Annotated in this window: 22 protein-coding genes and 1 other annotated feature (1 of these 23 cut by a window edge); of the genes, 7 read left to right on the top strand and 15 right to left on the bottom strand. The window is 51.1% G+C overall.

Translation table 11 applies throughout. From position 1 onward, the window contains the following. Positions 1-228: 228 nt before the first annotated feature. From AC0YNV_RS14250 to AC0YNV_RS14210, 9 genes are all read right to left on the bottom strand, one after another. A complete protein-coding gene (locus AC0YNV_RS14250) occupies positions 229-585 on the bottom strand; it encodes a thioredoxin family protein (RefSeq protein WP_475768669.1) in 357 nt (118 codons plus the stop codon). Positions 586-621: 36 nt separating this feature from the next. After that, positions 622-2,256 carry a copper amine oxidase N-terminal domain-containing protein gene (locus tag AC0YNV_RS14245; RefSeq protein ID WP_475768668.1) on the bottom strand — a complete coding sequence of 545 codons (1,635 nt, stop codon included), beginning with the start codon at positions 2,254-2,256 and terminating at the stop codon, positions 622-624. Positions 2,257-2,332: 76 nt separating this feature from the next. After that, a complete protein-coding gene (locus AC0YNV_RS14240) occupies positions 2,333-4,000 on the bottom strand; it encodes a putative polysaccharide biosynthesis protein (protein WP_475768667.1) in 1,668 nt (555 codons plus the stop codon). Between the two features lie 33 nt (positions 4,001-4,033). Next, the gene (locus tag AC0YNV_RS14235) at positions 4,034-4,756 is read right to left on the bottom strand and encodes a ThuA domain-containing protein (protein WP_475768666.1); all 723 of its coding nucleotides are present in this window, start codon (positions 4,754-4,756) and stop codon (positions 4,034-4,036) included. Between the two features lie 21 nt (positions 4,757-4,777). Beyond that, entirely contained in the window at positions 4,778-5,254 is a 477-nt protein-coding gene (locus AC0YNV_RS14230; RefSeq protein WP_210038386.1) for a DUF456 domain-containing protein, read from the bottom strand. A 6-nt stretch (positions 5,255-5,260) separates the two neighbouring features. Next, positions 5,261-6,013: a Cof-type HAD-IIB family hydrolase gene (locus tag AC0YNV_RS14225; protein WP_475768665.1), complete on the bottom strand. Its 753-nt coding sequence runs from the start codon at positions 6,011-6,013 to the stop codon at positions 5,261-5,263. Between the two features lie 142 nt (positions 6,014-6,155). Continuing rightward, the gene (locus tag AC0YNV_RS14220; protein ID WP_475768664.1) at positions 6,156-8,177 is read right to left on the bottom strand and encodes a peptidoglycan D,D-transpeptidase FtsI family protein; all 2,022 of its coding nucleotides are present in this window, start codon (positions 8,175-8,177) and stop codon (positions 6,156-6,158) included. Between the two features lie 27 nt (positions 8,178-8,204). Beyond that, a complete protein-coding gene (locus tag AC0YNV_RS14215) occupies positions 8,205-9,365 on the bottom strand; it encodes a transglutaminase domain-containing protein (RefSeq protein ID WP_475768663.1) in 1,161 nt (386 codons plus the stop codon). Between the two features lie 141 nt (positions 9,366-9,506). Next, complete coding sequence (locus tag AC0YNV_RS14210) at positions 9,507-9,950, bottom strand: hypothetical protein (RefSeq protein ID WP_475768662.1); 444 nt, start codon at positions 9,948-9,950, stop codon at positions 9,507-9,509. Positions 9,951-10,209: 259 nt separating this feature from the next. On the opposite strand from AC0YNV_RS14210, the gene AC0YNV_RS14205 reads away from it, so the two are divergent. The 3 genes from AC0YNV_RS14205 to AC0YNV_RS14195 all read left to right on the top strand — a co-directional run bounded on the left by AC0YNV_RS14205 (position 10,210) and on the right by AC0YNV_RS14195 (position 12,205). After that, the gene (locus AC0YNV_RS14205) at positions 10,210-11,388 is read left to right on the top strand and encodes an MFS transporter (protein WP_475768661.1); all 1,179 of its coding nucleotides are present in this window, start codon (positions 10,210-10,212) and stop codon (positions 11,386-11,388) included. 119 nt (positions 11,389-11,507) lie between these two features. Then, a complete protein-coding gene (locus tag AC0YNV_RS14200) occupies positions 11,508-11,618 on the top strand; it encodes a YjcZ family sporulation protein (RefSeq protein ID WP_379113948.1) in 111 nt (36 codons plus the stop codon). 218 nt (positions 11,619-11,836) lie between these two features. Continuing rightward, on the top strand, positions 11,837-12,205 hold the full coding sequence (locus AC0YNV_RS14195) for a DNA primase (RefSeq protein ID WP_475768660.1): 369 nt from the start codon (positions 11,837-11,839) through the stop codon (positions 12,203-12,205). Positions 12,206-12,214: 9 nt separating this feature from the next. On the opposite strand, the gene AC0YNV_RS14190 is transcribed toward AC0YNV_RS14195, so the two are convergent. From AC0YNV_RS14190 to cyoE, 3 genes are read right to left on the bottom strand one after another with little or no spacing between them, the layout of a single operon-like run. Continuing rightward, the gene (locus AC0YNV_RS14190; protein WP_475768659.1) at positions 12,215-13,141 is read right to left on the bottom strand and encodes an AEC family transporter; all 927 of its coding nucleotides are present in this window, start codon (positions 13,139-13,141) and stop codon (positions 12,215-12,217) included. 5 nt (positions 13,142-13,146) lie between these two features. Continuing rightward, positions 13,147-13,761, bottom strand: a complete 615-nt coding sequence (locus AC0YNV_RS14185) for an SCO family protein (RefSeq protein WP_210038378.1) — start codon at positions 13,759-13,761, stop codon at positions 13,147-13,149. Between the two features lie 43 nt (positions 13,762-13,804). After that, a complete protein-coding gene (cyoE, locus tag AC0YNV_RS14180) occupies positions 13,805-14,668 on the bottom strand; it encodes a heme o synthase (RefSeq protein WP_210038377.1) in 864 nt (287 codons plus the stop codon). Positions 14,669-14,939: 271 nt separating this feature from the next. Between cyoE and AC0YNV_RS14175 the strand changes: the two genes are divergently transcribed. After that, positions 14,940-15,362, top strand: a complete 423-nt coding sequence (locus AC0YNV_RS14175; RefSeq protein WP_210038376.1) for a cell wall hydrolase — start codon at positions 14,940-14,942, stop codon at positions 15,360-15,362. A gap of 70 nt (positions 15,363-15,432) precedes the next feature. After that, positions 15,433-16,245: a spore coat protein GerQ gene (gerQ, locus tag AC0YNV_RS14170; RefSeq protein WP_475768658.1), complete on the top strand. Its 813-nt coding sequence runs from the start codon at positions 15,433-15,435 to the stop codon at positions 16,243-16,245. On the opposite strand, the gene AC0YNV_RS14165 is transcribed toward gerQ, so the two are convergent. Continuing rightward, the gene (locus AC0YNV_RS14165; protein ID WP_475768657.1) at positions 16,229-16,519 is read right to left on the bottom strand and encodes a hypothetical protein; all 291 of its coding nucleotides are present in this window, start codon (positions 16,517-16,519) and stop codon (positions 16,229-16,231) included. The genes gerQ and AC0YNV_RS14165 overlap by 17 nt on opposite strands. 430 nt (positions 16,520-16,949) lie before the next feature. Here AC0YNV_RS14165 and AC0YNV_RS14160 point away from each other — a divergent pair, with 430 nt between their 5' ends. Next, positions 16,950-17,936: a metal-dependent hydrolase gene (locus AC0YNV_RS14160; RefSeq protein WP_210038374.1), complete on the top strand. Its 987-nt coding sequence runs from the start codon at positions 16,950-16,952 to the stop codon at positions 17,934-17,936. A gap of 147 nt (positions 17,937-18,083) precedes the next feature. Here AC0YNV_RS14160 and AC0YNV_RS14155 read toward each other — a convergent pair whose 3' ends face one another. After that, positions 18,084-18,308, bottom strand: a complete 225-nt coding sequence (locus AC0YNV_RS14155) for an alpha/beta-type small acid-soluble spore protein (protein WP_210038373.1) — start codon at positions 18,306-18,308, stop codon at positions 18,084-18,086. Between the two features lie 115 nt (positions 18,309-18,423). Between AC0YNV_RS14155 and AC0YNV_RS14150 the strand changes: the two genes are divergently transcribed. Beyond that, complete coding sequence (locus tag AC0YNV_RS14150; RefSeq protein WP_210038372.1) at positions 18,424-18,600, top strand: DUF5325 family protein; 177 nt, start codon at positions 18,424-18,426, stop codon at positions 18,598-18,600. A 57-nt stretch (positions 18,601-18,657) separates the two neighbouring features. Here AC0YNV_RS14150 and trpS read toward each other — a convergent pair whose 3' ends face one another. Beyond that, entirely contained in the window at positions 18,658-19,644 is a 987-nt protein-coding gene (trpS, locus tag AC0YNV_RS14145) for a tryptophan--tRNA ligase (protein ID WP_475768656.1), read from the bottom strand. Between the two features lie 111 nt (positions 19,645-19,755). Continuing rightward, positions 19,756-19,932: a binding site (T-box leader), on the bottom strand; it runs 69 nt beyond the window's last position.

Below are 19,932 nucleotides of genomic sequence, written 5' to 3'. Positions count from 1 at the left end.
TGGAATGACAACCAAAATGAAGCTATTAACAGGTTTTACAAAGGTTAGCCAGAATAATCCGAAACAGCACAGCAAGGCGAGAAAACAAATGAGTTACGATTGAGGACGATTCCTCCCACTCTTCCTGTGCCCAAGGAGCAACACTGCTTCCCGTGACGACAGGGGTGAAAGCGGACAAGAAAAAGCCCGCAAGCGGCCGGAATCCGGCTGGCTTGCGGGCAATGTTTGTTACGCTTGGGAGCTATTCAAGGCTCCTGCCACCTGTAGGGCACGGTCCAGAAACTGCTCGATCTCCTCACGCGATTTGCGAAGCTTGTTAACAAAACGCACGAGTTCGCGATTATTCTGAAAAGCGACAAAACTCGGAATACCAAGAATATTCAATTCCCCGCACAAATCGGGCAGCTCGTCGCGGTCAATCTGTATAAAATGAATGCTGTCCGCATACTTTTGCTCGATATCCGGCATGAAAGGCTCAATATAATGGCAATCCGGGCACCAGGTCGTCTTGAACACAGCCACAGTGATCGGGGCTGTTGAAGCAACAGCCTCTCGGAACGCCTCATCGGTTTTTATGATCTCCATTGCACAAGCACACCTTTCTTCATGCAAGCATAACCTTTATGGCTCGCGGTTAATAACCAGCATGTCATTATCTTCGTACCAGCTTTGCCAGCTCAACTCTCCGCCCAAGGCCTTCACAAGATCACGGGCTGATACATAAGTGACCCCTTGGATGACTGTTGCCGGAAAAGCCCATTTTAACGTTTTTCCATTTACGACGGCCTGATTGCTTCCTACTTTCAAAATCACTGTAGTTTGGGTCGCATCGTCGTATACAGTAATTTTACCTGTCGCAGCGTCTTTAGTCAAAGTCGCTCCCAGCTCTGACGCTGTATCGCGCAGTGGTATGATTGTCACACCGGCAGGAGTCCTGATGGCAAGATTATCGCTGTAATCCGGATTGAATTCTACGGTTTGTCTGGTTATATGCGCACTATTGCGAAGCAGATCATACATGACGGACTTGTTGTCAAATTGACGGAGTAACTGATAGCCTTCCATGTTTCCGAGGTCCATTTCACTGATTGCAGTATCGGAATCCACAGGAGCAGCAGGCGTTACCGTTCCATTGACATTCCACGTTTCACCCGACATCTTAATCCAGATTCCTTTCAGAGGGGAATCAGCAAGTTCGTCCTCAACGCCAGCAAGCTCGTCGTTATTCTGTGTATCAGCTGCGGCAGGATTGCTAAAATGTGGAACAATGGAAGCCTCCACAGTTGATTTACGGATATCAAGCTTGGTGTCCACGAACAGATCGGTTTTGATATAGGTCTCTTCGCTCAGAATCTCCGCCAGCATTTCCGGATCAGCCTGATCCATCTCATCCTTCAATTCAGTGAGCAGTTCAAGGATACCCGCTGACGTTTCCTCTACAGCCGTTGTCTTCTCATCTTCCTCCGGAAGGCTTCCAAAGATACTCTCTCCGGCTTGCGATCCCAGAAGATCCTTCTGTTCCGCGAGCGTATCCAGCACGCCCGTAATCATCGTGTTCAGACCTTCCTCATCATTCAACAATGCGTCAACGTAGGATTTAGCCCAGCTCCACAATTCTTTGCCGTTCAATTCGGCGTGGACGCGCATGCCGCTTACGGTTTCGCCATTTACCTGCTCCTGGCCCGGATCTACCGTCAGCGAGCTTGGATTCGGCAAATTATCAATGGCATATCCGCTGAAAATATCAATAATCTGTTTGCCCGTCTCTGCCAGAGCCTCTTTGTCAGCCGGAGTGCCGGATACCTGCGAATCAAGTTCAGTACCGGTAAATTCACTCAGCAGTTCACCATCCAAGTGAATGACGAACGGCTGCTTGGCGCCTTCGAGATCCAGTTCAACAAGCTTCTCGTCGGCTTTAAGCGAGAAGCCTATGCTTTTGCTGTTCAGTATAAGCTTACCGTCTGCGGACATATGGCCGTTGTCCGATATTTTTATATCATCCAGTTGAAGATTAATTTGCGAAATCCATTTCAGCAGCTCCGTTTCATCTTCGTCCGCCCCATCCAGGGCGCCGTCGGCAAGAAGCAGCTTGAATTCAATATTTTGCTTGCCTTCCATGGTAGAGACTTTGATAGATTGCTTGAGCATTTGATTGAAATCCACACCGCCAAGCGCTTGGCAGCCCGCCACGATGACCAATGTCAGCGCAAGCAGCGCCAAACCTGTTGCTTTCCTACTCCACTTCCATTTTTTCAACTCAAAAAACCCCTCTCCATGGGTAAAAAGACTAATGCCTATTCTACCATGGAGAGGGGAATAATGGAAGATTAATTCACTTGCTTCCAACACTCTTGGAGCGCGCCATTATGCGCATTAGCGGGTTTAACAGCCTGCGCAGCGGCCCAGGAAATTGACGGACATCCTCAGCTGTTACCACACGCAGCAGAACCAGCAGAACAACATATAGACCGAGCGACACAACTCCTGCGGCTCCAGCCGAAATCAGGTACATCAGCTTCACAGGAAGGGCATCCAGCAGATGTCTGCCACCGAAATCGACAAGCCACCCCGCTGCTGCCGACAGGACAATTGTGATGCTGTAGCCTGTCCAACTGCTGCCCAGAACTTTGAGCGGAACATCCTTGCGGATTGCTCTCAGGTTGAGATACGCAATCACGACGAAGCATAACGTGGAGGACAGAATCAGTCCATACGCCCCCATAAGAGGCGCAAGCAGCAGACTGGCAACCACCTTCAATGCCAACCCAATCAGGGTGTGACGCATAGGCAGGCGCGGTTTTCCCAAGCCGAACAGGACCGAATTGCTCGTCATCATCGTAATTTGAAAAATCGTACCTGCTGTCAGAGCCGCTACGAGCCCGCTTCCGCCCGTACCGTCAAACAGAAAGCCTGTTACTGAAATGGATGCTATCGTCAGCATCAGCGCTGCCGGTACGCCGGTAAATACAACTATGCGCATAACCAGTGAGGTTTGACGCTGCACTTCATTCATGTTACGGATGGAATAAGCCGAGGAGATGACCGGAATAATCGATGAGCTCAGGGCAATGGCAAGAATCGGCGGTATGCCGGCAATCCCTTGCGCCCTGAAGCCCAGCCATTTGCTGGCCAGCTTCCCCACATCATCCGATGCATAGAAAGCATCCGTCAGCCGGCTGAACAACAAAATATCAAAGTTATAAATAAACTGGACGGTCATGGCTGCAATTACGATCGGCACCGAAATCGAAAACAGCTCTTTATAAATGGATCGGTATGACAGCATCGAGCTGTTTGAGGCTTTGCCAGGCGCCTTCCGCGATTGGTTCGACCGGTCGGGACTTTCTGCGGCATCCTGCTTTCTGAGCCTTCCGGCGTAAAACAGCATGACCAGAAAAGCCCCTACGCTGCCCAGTACGCTGCCGAAAGTAGCCGCTCCGGCAACCCAGCGGTCGCTCCAGCCCCAAGCTAGCAGCAGCACGACAAGTCCAATTGCCGTCAGTACACGCATAAACTGCTCGACGATTTGCGAAATTCCGCCAGCCATCATAAATTGACGGCCCTGGAAATAACCACGCATCATCGCAATAACAGGAAACAGCAGCAGTGCAGGGGCAATTGCCCGAATGGAAATATCCGCCCCGGGATGCTGTGATATCTGGGTAGCAATAAACGGTGCGAATATATACAGCAGACTGGCAACAACAAGGCCTGTTATGGCCCCGAACCATAGCGCCGCCCGGTATATGCGCTGCGCATCGGCGGGACGCCCCAGAGCATAACGCTCCGACACCATCTTGCTGATGGCGCTGGGTATTCCGCCTGTCGCAATAATAAGAAGCATCAAGTAAATGTTATTGGCGACGTTGAAATAGTTTCCCCCGTCAACAGTGAGCATATTATCCAGCGGGATACGCTGGAATATCCCCAGGAAACGGGCTACCAGCGCAGCGGCCGCCAGAATAATGGTTCCTTTGATCAAGGAGTCTTTTTTAACCATGAGCTGCTCTCAAATCTCCCCGCACGTAAAAATTTATTTCGCTTTAATTTCCTCGAGCGGCTTGTGATTGCCCCGGATCGGCGCTGCTGCATGGGTAGGCGCAGCCCAGCGGACTCCATTCCGGATAACCTGAAGCACATTCTCATTGTAATAGGTCGGATATGTCTCATGCCCAGGACGGAAATAGAAAATCTTGCCTTGTCCGCGGAAAAACGTGCAGCCGCTGCGGAATACTTCTCCGCCCTCGAACCAGCTGACAAGCACCAGCTCATCCGGAGCAGGAATATCGAAATGCTCCCCGTACATCTCTTCGCGTTCAAGCACAAACTGCTCGGGAATTCCGGCAGCGATCGGGTGAGCCGGATTAACGACCCAGATACGCTCTTTCTCGTCGGCTTCACGCCATTTCAGATTGCAGCCTGTTCCCATGAGCTTCTTGAAGATTTTTGAAAAATGCCCGGAATGCAGCACGATCAGTCCCATGCCGCCAAGTACGCGCGCCTGTACACGGTCAACAATGTGATCGGCCACTTGATCATGTCCCTTATGGCCCCACCAGACCAGCACGTCCGTTCCGGCCAACACCTCTTCCGTCAGCCCATGCTCCGGCTGATCCATGGTGGCGGTGCGGACTTCGAAGCCGTCCGTTCCAATTCCCTGAGCGATCGCATTATGTATGCCATCCGGATAAACCGACCTTACCTCTTCGCTTTCCTTCTCATGCAGAAACTCATTCCAAACTGTTACTTTCAACATTCCTCTCGCCTCCCAAATGTTTTAGATCCAGATAAAGAACAAGATAATCATGGCAAGCTGCAAAATGATTTTGACAACCATGCTGGAGAACAGCCCCACGACTGCACCGAATCCGACCTTCAAGCTTTTATTGAAGGTGGATCCGACAATCAGCTCTCCGATGACGGCCCCAAGCAAAGGACCAAGAAGCAGTCCGAAAGCCGGAATAACGAAGGGCCCGGCAATAATGCCAATCGTGCTGCCTATGACGGATGCCTTCGAGCCCCCGTATTTCTTCACTCCCCAGGCGCTGACCGCATAATCCGCCAGAATCAATGCGGCCAGAATCAGTGTCTGGATCGTCCAGAACCAGAACCCGAAGGGTTCAAAGGAAAGGAAGAAGCCGTACACGAAAAAAGCGGCATAGATCGCGAGCACGCCAGGCAGGATGGGAAAAATAGCACCGGCCATCCCCACCACAAACAAAATGACTACGATTATCCAACCGGCGATGTCCACCGCTTGTCACCCCTTCAGCACATAATCCCGAATGAGATGCGCTACAGCATGCTCATTGTTAGTCACCGTAACGGCGTCTGCCGCGTCTTTGACAACATCCTGGGCATTTCCCATAGCCACACCCAGACCCGCCTCGCGAATCATGGCAATATCATTCAAGCTGTCTCCCATTGCAGCCACCTGCGACATGTCAATGCCCAGCACGCCGCACAGCTCGCGGAGCGCGCTGGCTTTGGTCACGCCTTCCGGATTGAGCTCCCAGTTGGAGGGTGAGGAATTGGTAATCTCCATGCCGCCCCATGAGGAAACCTCCTTATAAATCCGGTCCAGCATTTCCGTATCCTCGGTAAAATAGCCGAATTTGAGCCAATGCTGACTGTCATAGCTGTCTGCCGGTTCGATCCACCGCTCTTTATTGAAAATCCCTTCTACGGCATAGGCCCAAAACCAGGTTTCCTCATGACGCAGCGCGACTTCATGGAGCTTCCTGATTGTCGCTGCCGGCATAAGCGAGCGCTTGTGAAGCACATGCGGCCTGCGCCATATTTCACCGCCGTTGACCGTAATCATCGGCATATCGAGCTTGAGCTGCTCTGCGTAAGGCAGCGCGCTCTGAAAGCCGCGGCCTGTGGCGAAGCACACCATGATATCCGCATCCAGCGCTTTTTGGATCCATTCCGCATTCTCACTGCTTATTTCCTGCATTTCGTTAAGCAGCGTACCGTCCATATCCAGCGCGATCAGTTTGATTGTTCCCATCCTTACCTCCTAAACCATCTGCATCCCAACCATCGGGGGCCTGCCGGCGCGGCGCCCCTTGTAAAATACTCGCAGTATTCATTATAACGTGTTCAAGGCATGACTGCGCTATTCTTTCTTGTACAGTTGTTGTTGCATCTTGTTAATCTTTTGTTGTATCTGTCGTGTTGCTTTGTTTCTTGGGAACACCATCCAGACCAATCGCTTCGTCATAGGCGTCAAAAATCTTGCGGGCGATTGGCGCCGCTCCTGCCGACCCGAATCCGCCTTCCGGCACGACGACCGCCACAGCCAGAACAGGATCCTCGGCCGGGGCATAGGCGATAAATACCGCGTTATCGACTACTTTCCCCCCGCTGACCTGCTGCTCGGACGTACCGGTTTTTCTCATGACCTTGTATGGAGTATCCTTGAAGACGGGAACATCGACATTTGCCATGCCCCGTTCCACTTCGTCCCAATACGCCTTAGGAATGTCAATCGTGTTCAACACTTCCGGTTTAAACCCCTGCACCTGGTTGCCCTCGCTGTCAGTGATCTTGTTTACAAACTGCGGCTTCATCCGTTTGCCGTGGCTGGCAAGGGTTGCCGTATACTGTGCCAGCTGCAGCGTTGTGTAACGTCCCATCTGGCCAAAGGAAGCAAAAATCAAAGCCGATTGGGCACTTGCCGCCTCAAGCTCGTGATAATACCCGATAACGCCGGTGTTCTCATTCAGCAATCCGCTTCCTGTAGACACGCCAAGCCCGAACTGCTTCACGTAGCTGTCCCATATATCTACGCCCTTCTTGCCGTCTTTTTCATATAAAGCATTCCCGACCATCTTGGCCATGAAAGGGTTGGAAGATCTCGTAATGGCAAGCGAAGGATCCAGCGTTCCATATGCATGACCGTGGGCATTACCTATTTTCCGCCGGTACTTGCCCTCCTGGCCGTAATAGAATGCCCCCGTATCCTGATAAGTGGATGAGGTCGTAAACAGCTTCTCATTCAGTCCGATCAGGATGGACAACGGTTTCTGGGTGGAACCCAGGAAGACGACCGAGGACGGATGCTTGTTCTGCTCCTTCTTATCCTTGTAAGGCCCGATGACCGGACTGATCGTCCCATTCTGGAGCACTGCGCTGATTTTGTCGTAATCGTCGGTCCCTATCCGTCCGCCCTCCCATATGTTGGGGTCGTAATCCGGCATGCTGGCCATGGAGATGACCTTGCCCGTCTTTACCTCCATCGCCACCGCATAGCCGGTCTTGGCGTTGGCTGCATGTTCAGAGGAAGAAGTTGTTTGAAGATAATGCAGCTGATCCATAATCGCCTGCTCGGTCTTCTCCTGAACGGCCCTGTTGATCGTCAAATAGAGATCGTCGCCTTTCTCAGGCTTGGTAATTGTAGGCGGACCGATAATTCGTCTGGCTGCATTGATGGGATACAGCTTCAGGCCGTTCTTGCCGCGCAGCTCATCCTGGTACATATATTCCAATCCGTCAAAACCAACATCCTCCTGCGGCAGATATTCCAGCAGCGGATCGGTGATGTCTCCTTTGTCTTTGTACAAATTATTTTCCGCTCCGCCGCTGAACTTCTTCAAATAGCCGACAAGCTGAACGGCAAAGGTTGAAGTGTCGTAATGACGGATGCTTTCCTCGAGAATATCGATTCCGGGATACTTGTCTTTATTCTCCAGAAACATAGCGATTTCTTCATTGGTCAAACCAGCCTTAATCCGTCTGGGCACCGCATAGGTGTTCTTCTTGTGGTCCAGGTCCATGTTTTCCTCGATTTGAGCAAGTGTCATGGCCACCTTGGGATCCCCATGTTCATTGAACACCTTTAGCATTTCTTTGGCCGAGGCAATCGCCTTCTCCTTGACCTTCTTCTCATCCCCCGACTCAATGGTGTAGTAGAGCGACTGGGTGGAGGTCGAATAGGCGATAGGCGCTCCGCCGGAATCATAGATATTGCCCCGGATAGGCGGGATTTTGACTTCAGTCGTCTCTCCGCTGGTCTCTACTTCTTTCAGCGAAGGTCCTTCCACGAACTGCAGAATAGCCAACCGCACAATAAGTACACTGAACAGGAAAAAGGTAGCAAAAAAGAATAAGTTCAACCGGAAGGCAAAATGCCGCCGGTTTGAAATCGCCCGCTTCTTCGGATCTTCTTGCATGGCCGTTATGCCTCCTCTCAAGGTTGTTTAAACATCGCGAATATGGGTGCTTGCGAAACCATCCGGATTAAACCAATCGCCTGACGAGGCCCATGTTGCGTCAAGCGGAATCCATGCTCCGCCCTGATCCGCGAGTCTGACCTCATTCCAGGCATGCGGTCCATAGCCTGCGCCGGTAGCGCCCTGACCGGTGACGACATGCACCTCGAGACCAACTGAGCGGGCCATGACCGCGTACAGGCGAGCTACATCGATGCATACCCCGAGACGGCTGTTAAAGGTCTCAACGGGCGTCTGCTCCTTCCATATGCCGTTTTGCTCGTAGTTGTCCGCTTTGTCCCAGTCATAAGCTATCCGCGAGCCAACCCAATCGTATAAGGCCCGTGCCTTGTCCTGGTCCGTCCTGGCCTCCGCGGTGACAGTTGCCGCTGCCTGTTCGATATTGGCCGGTACATTGGAGTCGATCACTTCGTACTTGCGCTGCAGAATACGGCGAAACTCCACCCCCACCGCTTCTGTGAAGACCGGCCCCCTGCGGAGCACATCGCCGGCTACGGGATCAAGCAGCTCGTCTGCGGTCTTGTTATAGAATGCCGACGCGCGGATGGATTCGGTCAGCGGCCCCCCGGGAATCGCGGTTACATATACGAAAAGCGCTGCGATAATAATAAAAGCCCGGCCTGCTCCAAGCAGCGTTCCAATCGCCGCTCCCGTGGTACGGCTGGCCGTCTTCGAGAACAGCCTCTCCCCTCTGCCTTCCGGGTGCTCCCGAGAGTCCGAGAGCTTATGGAAAACAAGGCCGTATACAGGCTCCAGCCATCCCAGCATCGTGCGGAACACCAGATAGCACAACAGGAAGAGCACTCCAAAGCGCAGCAGTTCAAAATCCCGAAGGCTGGTCACCATGGTGTACCACAGCTGCTTCCAGGAGCTGAGCTCCTCCTGCGGCACCTGAATCCCGCTTTGGATCAACCATTCCTTTACCACGGGAGAGAGCCAGTTGGCAGCCCTCCCGGCGAGCAGTAAAGACAAAACGACAGCCGCCGCCTGCCATATAAAAAAGAAAAGGCGCCTCGCAGAACCGGACGCACCTCTCCTCATACCTTGAATAAGCGAGCCGAGCAAAACGAGCAGAACCATGAGCGCCACCGGTTCCGGTTCCAACAGGGCGTGAACCCATGTGTTCATGAGCTTCCTCCTAAAGCGTTTTGAAACAACGCTGCTTCATAAGCATATTCTAAAATTTCTGAAAAAACGCAGCTTCATGTACACCATTCAGCGTTTTTTGCAAATAGCATAGACTCAATAATCCGGTATGCAGCATACACGCTAAGCGTTTTTCTTTGCTGCCTCAATTAATGTCTGAATGGTTTCATCGATTTTCCAGGTGCCAAGCGGAGCCCCTCTGAAGGAGACCTTCACTTCATTGTCGCCAGGCTTGCCGTCCATTCTTAAATTCTTCGTGGTGATGGTGAAAGTGCCGTCGCTATTGGACGTATAGGTCGCGTCCTTGGCTTCTCCGGCCATCGCCGTAATGGCTTCCTGCTTGACATTCTCGGTCACTGTCGTGCCAATTGACTTCAGATCCTCCAGCGAATAGCCGCTGTACACGACCAGGCCCACTAAAATCACCACTACAATCAGCCATTTGACAACGGTCTTGACGATACGAACGACGATAAATAATACCACCAGCCCGATCAGAAGAATGACCCAGTTATCCTTCAAAAATTGGATCCATGTATCCGTATCGTAATTAAAATCAAACGCCATACGCCGATTCCCCCATTATATACCTTGAAAAGTCCGAACATAAAATATTATACCCTATGCGTATATAGGCGTAAACCTGAGTATTTACAATGGATTTCCCATCTTCGGCACGGTTGTTCCATCTTTAGTTTAAGACGAATAATACCGAAAAAAGTTTCAAATCAAGCCCTCCTCCCTGCTTCTGACATAACGAGGCTTATCCAAGCGTACAAGTAGTAACATATGGTTACGCATGCGCGACTCGAAGGAGGGTAACAATTTGAAAACCGCAATATGGCTTTATCTGTTTTTGTTCGTCGCTTTTTTCGATCTGCATGCCCAATATCCAATCCTGACTCCATTTGCCGTATCCATTGGCGCAGCGCCTTCCTTTATCGGGCTGATGATGGGAATGTATTCGCTGACGCATCTTCCGGGCAATGTGATTGCAGGCTATGGGGTTGACCGGTACGGGAGCCGGCTGTTCATTGTATTCAGTCTTGCGGCGGCAGGAGGTATTCTGCTGCTTCAATCGAAGGTCACCGATCCCTGGCAGCTGCTCGTCCTGCGGTCTATAAGCGGTTTTGTGCTGGCGTTTCTTTCACCTGCCTGCATGTCCCTGCTTGCGAGGATTGCAAGCGACCGGGTCAAGCAGGGCAAACTGATGGCCGGCAATGGACTGGTCCATACGCTGGCTTCCGTCATCTCACCGGCAGTGGGGGCATATCTGGTTGCACAAATCGGCTTTACGACCGCCTTTTATGTACTCGGGTGGATCCTGATCGGAACTGCCGCCTGCGCTCTGATTTTCATACGCGAGCTGCCTTCAAGCTGGAAAAAGGCTTCTTCGCCTCCGGATTCCTCTCCTTCTGCAGTTACGGCAGGAACAGATGAACCTCTCATGACGCCGGTCCCCTGGCTGATTTACACACTCCCGGTCGCCATGGCCTGCGCTCAGGGGATTCTTTCATTCGAACTGCCGCTTATGGGGACGACGAAGGAAGCGATGATGACAACGGGCCTGCTGTTCTCCGTTGTGAGTCTGGGGGCGTTGATTACGCTCAGCATGCTTTTTCTGAACCGTTTATCACCGTTTATGCGCTCTTTATGGGGTGCCTTTGCACTGGCTCTGGTTTATTTCGCCATAGCGGCCGGTGCGCCTTTGCCTTTCTTCATGCTGCTTCTGCTGCTGGGAATGGCTAAAGGGGTTATATTTCCGGCTATCTCCTCTCTTCTCATCGAGCTAAGCGGCGGTGTGAGATACGGGCGCACCTTTTCCATTTTGTCGATTGCTTTCTCCGTCGGCGCATTTCTCGGTCCTATGCTTGCCGGTCAGCTTCGGAGCTATGTATCCCCTTATTACATCGCCTTCATTGCCTTGATGATCGCTGTGTCCGTACTGCCTTTCTATACACTGCGAATGGGGAAGAACCCCGCCCATTTTTCAAGAACTGGGTAAAGGCACAGGGCCGGTAATAACCATAGGCATAAGATACATCGTGGCAGATGGCTATAGTCTTTTCACCCAGGCGAAGCCAATCTCCTAAGGATACGAACTGAAAGAGGGGTGACTTCTCAATGTCTGAAAACTTGGAACGTGGATACGTCGGCGGCGCATTTACCTCAACCGGCATTATTCTTGTCCTTTTCATCCTGCTTGTCATTATCATCTGCGGTTCCTGGTACTAGAACTGCCATTTGCCCTTCAAATCACTTCTCATTAGAAGAAACATAACTTCGCCGTCCTTTGGCCCAGCAAGTTTCTTCCATCGGAAGTTTAAGCTAAGTATGATGGAATTTTATGATTTCTTATATGTTAAAAAAGAAGGCATTGCCGGCTGGCAATGCCTTCTTTTTATTTTCCATCAAGAATCGGTTACAATGTCGGAAGAGGTGATGTTCGCCACATGCATATCGCGATCATTGTAGAAGGAAAAAACGACCGCAGCCGGATCCGCCGGGTTCTGAGCCCGGACGTCCCCATATACTGCACCTATGGCACCCCGGGAACCGGTCAATTAGAAAAGCTGCGCCGCCAGGTGGGGGACAAGCAGCCTTATATTTTCACCGATAACGACTCCTCCGGCAAACGTATACGGGGCATGCTGCGGGACGCATTTCCCGATGCCGAACATATTCACACCCGCAGAGGCTACCATGGTGTCGAGAAAACCCCAGAGGAATATTTGATCGAGCAATTCGAAAAAGCGGGATTGGAGGCGTACATTCTGTACCCTGCCCCAAACCCCGCTCCCTGGCGAAAAGAAGACCAATGATTGCATTTATCAAATATGCAGCATAAAGATAACAAATGTCACGGTGATGATGCTAAGGACAGTGGAAACAAACACGACCTGCGAAGCGAACTCCGGCTCATTATCGAATTCGACGGCAAGCAGGACGCTTGAAAGCGAGGTCGGAACAGCCGAGGACACAATGAGCGCCTTTGCCATAATGCCATCTATTCCAATCATCCACACCACCAATAAAGCGAGCAAGGGCCCGATAAGCAGCCTTACGCCGCAGGAAAGCAGAACATCCTTAAGCATCAGATCCTTGTAGGACCATCGCATGCTGCCAATCTGAACGCCAAGCGTAATAAGCGCCGTTCCAGTAAACGCGTTAGCCAAGTAATCAAGCGGCGTTTGCAGAAAGCCGGCCAATGGAATATCGAAGCCGCGCATAAGAAAGGCAAGCGGAATCGCATAAATAACCGGCTGCCTGATTATCGTTTTCACGATCTTGCGGCCGCTGCTCCTATGGGCATTAACGCTGTATATCCCCCATGTATTGGGCAGCAGGGACTGCATCATCATAATGAGCACCTGCACCGAGAGGGTAAACGGATTGGCGGCAAAAGCGAGCTGATTTAGCGGAATACCATAATTCGCGCTGTTATAGAACAGAACGCTGTTGCGCATCGCCCCCCGCATGCCGCCCTCAAGCCCCCGAAGACGCACTACGGCCTCCACGACAGCAAACATCAGCGCCATAAAAATGACAAAAAAAAGCAGGACCGTGCCGATAACCCCAATCGAAATTTCCGTAGTATATAATAATTTGAAGATAATGGCTGGCGAGAACAGATAGAAGTTAAGTCTGGAGAGCGTCTTGATGTCCAAAGAAAAAGCCCGCTGCAGCGTGACGCCAATGGCAATCATGACCGACAGCGGGAGCACATTGTTTCCTAATACGGACCAGAAAATTGTCATGGCGCCTAGCCTTTCACAAGCGCGTTGACAATTTTAACAACATCGTCTGCCTGCGTGTCCGTGATCGATCCCGTAATGGCTTTGCGCACGTTGCCAGTACGGTCCACGAAGGTAATGGCATCCGCATGCGTGAAATAACCGTTCTCATCTTTCACCAGACCAAGACCAAAATCCTTCATCAGCTGCTTGGTATCTTCCTCGCTGTCCTCGCGCAGGAATTTCCAGCCGGCTGCATCCACATCAAATTTACCCGCGAACTTCCTGATGGTCTCCGTCGTATCCCGCACCGGGTCGAACGTAATCGACAGAAACTCGACATCGCTGCCGAATGTCCCTTTCTCCTTCAGCTCGTTCTGGGCCTCGCTCATGAGATAGGTCGTCGGCGGACAAACATCCGGACAATTGGAGTAAAAGAAATAAATAACCCGCACCTTGCCGTTGGTGTTCTCAAGCGACACTTTATTGCCGTCCAGATCCGTGAGCTCAAAGCTCGGAGCTTTATAGTTCTGATCCAGATTAGGTCCGGCTTCTTTATTAGAAGAGACATATAAATAAATGCCCATCGCCGCGCAAAGCGCCAGCACCGCAATCTTGAAGGCATGTTTTCGTACAAAATCCATCCGCTTACGTTCCCCCTTGTTTACGCAATCCCACCAGGACGTGTTATCCGATGCCGTTGGTATCCAGGATCATCACAAAAAAGACAATCATTAAATAATTAATGGAAATAAAGAAATTCGTCTTGGCCCACTTCGTGTCATCCTTCGCTGAAAGTCCCATTGCCGTATGCACTGTCCAGAGGACACCACCGGCGATGGAAATAACAAGCAGAAAATAACCGGCGTAATCGTAGGTGTACATCAGAATGCCCGTTGGAATCAGCAGCAGCGTATAAGGAATCATCTGCAGCTTGGTGCGGCGGATTCCCTTCAGAACCGGCAGCAGCGGAAAACCGGCGGCCCGGTATTCGTCAACGCGCCTGATCGCAAGCGACCAGAAATGCGCAGGCTGCCACAGGAACAGCAGGGCAAACAGCAGCCATGCTCCCGCATCGACCTGCTCCGTAACGGCACAATAGCCGATAACAGGAGGCATTGCCCCGGATATTCCCCCAATGGAGGTACTCCAGGTTGAGGTGCGTTTCAGCCACATAGTGTACACAATCACGTAAACAAAGAACCCAAGCAGCCCAAGCCAGCCGGTAAGCGGATTAACAAGCGTGAACAGCACCGCAATCCCGATAACCCCCAGCACGATCCCATAGATGAGCACCTTGGTCGGATTCATCCGCTGCATGGGAAGTGTCCGGTTCCGGGTACGTTCCATTTTCTTGTCCAGCTCGCGGTCCCAATAATTGTTAATGACACAAGCCGACGCCATCGTGAGCGCCGAGCCGATCAGCATATAAATCAGAAGCAACCAATCAATATGATCCCATTTGGAAGCGACCCAAAAGCCACCGAACGCCGCAAACGCATTAAGGCGAATGATGCCCGGTTTTGTTAAGGCCACATATTCTTTAAGCACAGCCTGCCTCCCCGTTCCGATCCCATTATGGGCGTATACTACCCATCATCTGTGTTTTAAAACCGTCCTAATCATACCGAAAAAACAAGCAGTTGACAATGTTCGCAGCCCTTGTTCATTATATTGACACCGCTTGACAAAACGCCTTATCAATTCTCTCACAGAGGCTTGCCCTTTTCGAAAAAAATGGAACCCTTTCGCCTATTGCTCAATACACTGTCATTGTGGTTAAACGCCCAGCTCTTGCGAAAGGAAGTGGGATGGTTCAGATATGGCAGTCATTAAAACGAATTCCTCAGATGCCAGGCTGCTGGCCCGGCTAATACGCGCAGAAGCGGAGGGTGAAGGCGACCTTGGCATGCTGATGGTCGGCAATGTCGGAGTCAATCGAATTTTAGGCAATTGTATCGATTTTCGAAATATTCGCACAATGTCCCAGATGGTGTACCAAAGTCCGGGGGGATTTGAAGCGACCCAAAAAGGATATTTCTACCAAAAGGCCCGCGACAGCGAAATCAGGCTTGCCCAACGCGTGATCAACGGCGAACGCCGGTGGCCGGCGACAAATGCCCTCTGGTATTTTCGTCCTGCCGCAGACTGTCCAAACACCTGGTATGATCAGCAACACGTCGGCAGGTTCAAGGCACACTGTTTTTACGCCCCAACTCAGGAGAATTGTCCATCCGTTTATTGATGAAGATTTGATGGAGCGAATGATGCTCCTGAATGGTTTGAAGAAGTGATGAAAGCGAGGAAAATGAGACATGTCCTACGGTTACGACTATAATAATGCTGTAAGTCCCGCCAGCACAGGCGGCTACGGCAACACGGCGGTTAGCCCAGCCAGCACAGGCGGTTACGGCAGCACAGCGGTTAGCCCAGCCAGCACAGGCGGTTACGGCAGTACGGCAGTTAGCCCAGCCAGCACAGGCGGTTACGGCAGCAACATGGTAAGCCCAGCCAGCACAGGCGGCTACCCCGGCTATAACTATAATTATCCTTACCAACCAAGTACACAAACCATGCCGGTTTCCGGCCAAATGCAAATGCCCATGACCGCAGGTCAGATGCAAATGCCCATGACCGCAGGTCAGATGCAAATGCCGATGATGCCCATGGCCGCCGGCCAAATGCAAATGCCGATGGCTCCCATGACCGCTCAGATGCAAATGGCGTCTGCGCCGACGACTCCCAATGTCCCCAGCGGATCAATTGTCACACCCGCCGGAGGTAATATAATAACGGTTCCGATTAATGAGGAATCCTATGTAGAAAACATTATTAGGATGAACCGCGGCAAAATGGCGACCATCTACATGACCTATGAAAACAACTCGGAATGGAACGCTAAGATTTTCAAAGGCATTATCGAGGCGGCTGGCCGCGATCATATCATTATTAGCGATCCCGCAACGGGCATGCGTTACTTGCTGCTGACGCTCAATCTCGACTATGTCACCTTTGACGGCCCCATAAATTATGCCTATACCTTCCAGGGTCAGACCATTACGAACACCACTCCCGCAACGGCTACAAGAATCGAAACATCGTCTGGTACCCTTACAGGCGACCGTTAACAGGCCGAAACGTCCATGCGTGGATACGGGCAGCTCCGCCTTGTACCCATTGCGACATTGTAAACCATGAGGAACGCTCACTGCAGCGTTCTTTTTTTATGGCAAGCGCAGCCTCCTCGTTCGGAGCCTCCCACACTTCCACAAACAGCAGCGGCTGATCCGTACCCTCATACAGCTGAAAATCATTGAATTCCGCTTGTTGAACGGCTGCCCATGACCGGTAGTCCATAATAAATTCCTCAGAAATTTGATACTCCACGAAACAAATATGCATGAAATTTCGTCCCTTCGTTATAAGAACTACAGATTCAGAAAATACTAAAACGTACAATATAGAAGTATACCACTTCTAAAGGGAAACAGCCGATTCCGTACTTTGGCGGGTAAACCAGGTTTTCTCATTCCGTAAATATAAGCCTGTACAGACCAGATCTATACTTTCTTATATTTAAAACGCATCCGCCTTCCGCTGTCGCCCAATTTGCCAGGGGATAGATGCATTTGCTGGAAACTTAGTGTATGCTACAGGGGAGCAGACACCTAACCTTCTTGTCTGTGGAATTCACAATGACCAATCCATAATGATGAAATGAGTGACCTGGAAGTCACGCAGAAACCTTAGTTTATGCTTCCGATGTAGTTTTCTGCTCTTACAAAGTTTGCCACCCTGGAAGTCACGCAGAAACCTTTTAGGAGGAATGTTCATGGATAGTGGGACGCATTTGGTCATGGGACTCGGACTTGCCGGGCTCGCTTCCATCGACCCGGTCGTCGCCTCCGATCATACGATTTATGCCGCCGTTCTCATCGGTACGGTAGTCGGGTCGCAAGCACCGGATTTCGATGGATTTCTCAGACTCAAAAACAATGCCACTTATATTAAAAATCATCGCGGCATGTCCCATTCCCTGCCAGCGATCGCGATTTGGACGATTCTCATTACCCTGTTGATACAATCATTCTTCAGCTTCAACATCCCATGGCTTCATCTGGGAGGCTGGGTGCTGCTGGCTGTTGTAGTCCATGTTTTTGTAGATTTGTTTAATACGTACGGCACGCAGGCGATGCGTCCGTTTACGGAAAAATGGATATCATGGAACATCATCCATATATTCGATCCATTTATTTTCACAACGCATGTCATCGCTATTCTGATCTGGGCGCTGCAGTTGGCCGATCCCGCTTATATTTTCCCCTTTCTTTACGGGGTTCTGATTATTTACTACATTTGGCGTACCGTAGCCCATCGCCTTCTCACGAAACGAATGCGGCAAATCGATACCGATTGTCATGAAGGCGATCGTTTCACCCTGATTCCAACGGTTTCCATACATGAATGGAATGTGGTCAAGAAAAGGGCTGACGGCTGTTACATGATCGGTGACTTCCGCCGCGGCCAGCTCCGTTGGGTTGACCGGGCCAAGGGTACCGAGCATCCGGCGGTTGACGCTTCGCGGAACGATCCGTCCATTGATGCTTTCCTTTACTTCACCTCTTACGCATGTGCAGAGGTGAAGGAGCACTCCTGGGGGTATGAAGTACGCTGGTGCGATGTTCGTTACCGCCATCGCAAACAATATCCTTTTGTCGGCGTTTTGCTGATGGACAATGATTATCGCACACTGGGCTCCTATGTGGGCTGGCTTAGCGAAGAGCGCCTGCAAAAGCGGCTGCGGATGAACACGTATTGACGGGACGGACCCCTTCTTGCACAATAGGAGGGGTCCTTGTTTTGCGGGACGCTGATGTGCGAGGAAAGAAACACAAAAGAAAAAGCTCAAGGTTTCCCTTGAGCTTGATACTTTGTGGAGATCGAAATCAGCTAATACCTTTAGGGCTTAGCGGCCTTGACCACCAGACAGTTGTTGTTCAGCGATTTGCACAAGCTTGCGGGTGATGTAACCACCCAGCGAACCAGCGTCACGAGTCGCCATGTTGCCATAGTAACCGTCTTGCGGGATTTGGATGCCCAGCTCTTGCGCTACCTCATATTTCATTTGATCCAAAGCTGCGCTTGCTTGAGGTACGACCAATGTATTGCTGCTGCGAGATTGTCCTGCCATGTGAATTTCTCCTTTCGTCCTCTAACAATGGTGTGTTGCAAACTTATTATGATACGATAGTGAGAAGAATATGCTTACTTTTAAGAATTTCTTTTTTTCCAAGGAGAATGACACAATGCCCAAATCGCTAGCCCTGTTTTTTGCCGTCTTTTCGGTGCTGCTTATGAGCGCTACCGCTATCGCCATCAGCTATAATGGATGGATAGCCGCTCTCTTGTTTGTTCTGATGATTGGCAGTATCGGCCTCGGATTCGTCGTCAGCGCCAAAATGAAACGCCGCAAGCAAGGGTGAGGACCCTGGCTAGCGGCGTTATCTGTCTTTATCTTCTTCCCTTATTGCCTGCTTCCTTCAGCGGGGCAGAAGAAAACCCATCCGCTCCTTCACATCGCGCACTGTCTGGTTCGCGATCACCGATACCTGCTCTGCTCCCTGCTTCAGAATATCGTGAATCGCTCCCGAGCTGCGGATTTCCGCATACTTCTTCTGGAGGGGTTCAAGCTTCGCAACCACATGCTCAGCCAGATCCTTCTTGAAGGCTCCATACCCTTGTCCTTCGTAGCGCGCTTCGATATCATCCAGTGAAATGTCCGCACAATAAGAGTAAATCGTCATCAGATTGCTCACTTCCGGCTTCTCGACCGTATTGAACTGCACCTCGCGGCCGGAATCCGTTGTAGCCCGGCTGAATTTTTTGCGGATTACATCCGGAGGATCCAGCAAAGCGATATAGCTGGCCGGATTCGGATTGCTTTTGCTCATTTTTTTCGAGACGTCGTCTAGCGACATAACGCGGGCGCCAAGTTTTGGAATATACGGCTCCGGAATCGTAAAATAATCCCCGAAACGCCCATTAAAGCGGTGGGCCAAGTCGCGTGTCAGCTCCAAATGCTGCTTCTGGTCATCGCCCACCGGTACAAGATCGGCATTATACACCAGAATATCGGCCGCCATCAGCGCCGGATAAACAAACAGCCCCGCTCCAACCGATTCCTTGCCGGCCGACTTGTCCTTGAACTGGGTCATCCGCTCCAGCTCGCCCATCGAGACCAGCGTCGTCATCAACCAGCCCAGCTCGGCATGGGCGGGTACTTGCGATTGCGCAAAAATACTCGCTTTGGACGGATCAATCCCGGCCGCGACAAACAGCGATGCTACGGATTCAATATTCTCGCGAAGCGCAGCAGGCTCCTGCGGTACCGTAATGGCATGCAGATCGACGACCATAAAGAAACATTCATGGGTCTCCTGCAGCTTCACAAAATTTTGTATAGCGCCAATGTAATTTCCGAGCGTTAATTGGCCGCTCGGCTGAATACCTGATAGAACACGCGGCATCGTTATACCCTCCTGTTATTTCAAATCAGCGCTGCTATGCGCTCCTTCGTTGTTTTATCGACTTTTCATGGGACGGCAGCCTCAAAATGAACACAAAAAAGACCCTACGCCGAAAGGGACGAAGGACCGTGGTGCCACCCTAATTTGCTTGTAAGCGCCAGAAAATATCCGCGCAGAACAAGCCTTCAAGTTCCCTAACGCGGAACGACACGGAGATGCATACGGACGATCGTACGCTCGCTTTCCTCATCTCGGCTCCAGGACCCATTCGGCAACAGACGCTTGCAC

This window comes from Paenibacillus sp. JT31N11, from assembly GCF_056269285.1.
The sequence above is the reverse complement of the archived record's forward strand: the minus strand, read 5'-3'. Positions and strand labels throughout refer to the sequence as shown.

Bases quoted from the DNA above. Each gene is read 5' to 3' on its own strand.
- AC0YNV_RS14250 (WP_475768669.1), bottom strand. From the start codon at position 585: ATGGAGATCATAAAAACCGATGAGGCGTTCCGAGAGGCTGTTGCTTCA.
- AC0YNV_RS14240 (WP_475768667.1), bottom strand. From the start codon at position 4,000: ATGGTTAAAAAAGACTCCTTGATCAAAGGAACCATTATTCTGGCGGCC.
- AC0YNV_RS14235 (WP_475768666.1), bottom strand. From the start codon at position 4,756: ATGTTGAAAGTAACAGTTTGGAATGAGTTTCTGCATGAGAAGGAAAGC.
- AC0YNV_RS14225 (WP_475768665.1), bottom strand. From the start codon at position 6,013: ATGGGAACAATCAAACTGATCGCGCTGGATATGGACGGTACGCTGCTT.
- AC0YNV_RS14220 (WP_475768664.1), bottom strand. From the start codon at position 8,177: ATGCAAGAAGATCCGAAGAAGCGGGCGATTTCAAACCGGCGGCATTTT.
- AC0YNV_RS14215 (WP_475768663.1), bottom strand. From the start codon at position 9,365: ATGAACACATGGGTTCACGCCCTGTTGGAACCGGAACCGGTGGCGCTC.
- AC0YNV_RS14210 (WP_475768662.1), bottom strand. From the start codon at position 9,950: ATGGCGTTTGATTTTAATTACGATACGGATACATGGATCCAATTTTTG.
- AC0YNV_RS14200 (WP_379113948.1), top strand. From the start codon at position 11,508: ATGTCTGAAAACTTGGAACGTGGATACGTCGGCGGCGCATTTACCTCA.
- AC0YNV_RS14195 (WP_475768660.1), top strand. From the start codon at position 11,837: ATGCATATCGCGATCATTGTAGAAGGAAAAAACGACCGCAGCCGGATC.
- AC0YNV_RS14190 (WP_475768659.1), bottom strand. From the start codon at position 13,141: ATGACAATTTTCTGGTCCGTATTAGGAAACAATGTGCTCCCGCTGTCG.
- AC0YNV_RS14185 (WP_210038378.1), bottom strand. From the start codon at position 13,761: ATGGATTTTGTACGAAAACATGCCTTCAAGATTGCGGTGCTGGCGCTT.
- AC0YNV_RS14175 (WP_210038376.1), top strand. From the start codon at position 14,940: ATGGCAGTCATTAAAACGAATTCCTCAGATGCCAGGCTGCTGGCCCGG.
- gerQ (WP_475768658.1), top strand. From the start codon at position 15,433: ATGTCCTACGGTTACGACTATAATAATGCTGTAAGTCCCGCCAGCACA.
- AC0YNV_RS14165 (WP_475768657.1), bottom strand. From the start codon at position 16,519: ATGCATATTTGTTTCGTGGAGTATCAAATTTCTGAGGAATTTATTATG.
- AC0YNV_RS14160 (WP_210038374.1), top strand. From the start codon at position 16,950: ATGGATAGTGGGACGCATTTGGTCATGGGACTCGGACTTGCCGGGCTC.
- AC0YNV_RS14155 (WP_210038373.1), bottom strand. From the start codon at position 18,308: ATGGCAGGACAATCTCGCAGCAGCAATACATTGGTCGTACCTCAAGCA.
- AC0YNV_RS14150 (WP_210038372.1), top strand. From the start codon at position 18,424: ATGCCCAAATCGCTAGCCCTGTTTTTTGCCGTCTTTTCGGTGCTGCTT.
- trpS (WP_475768656.1), bottom strand. From the start codon at position 19,644: ATGCCGCGTGTTCTATCAGGTATTCAGCCGAGCGGCCAATTAACGCTC.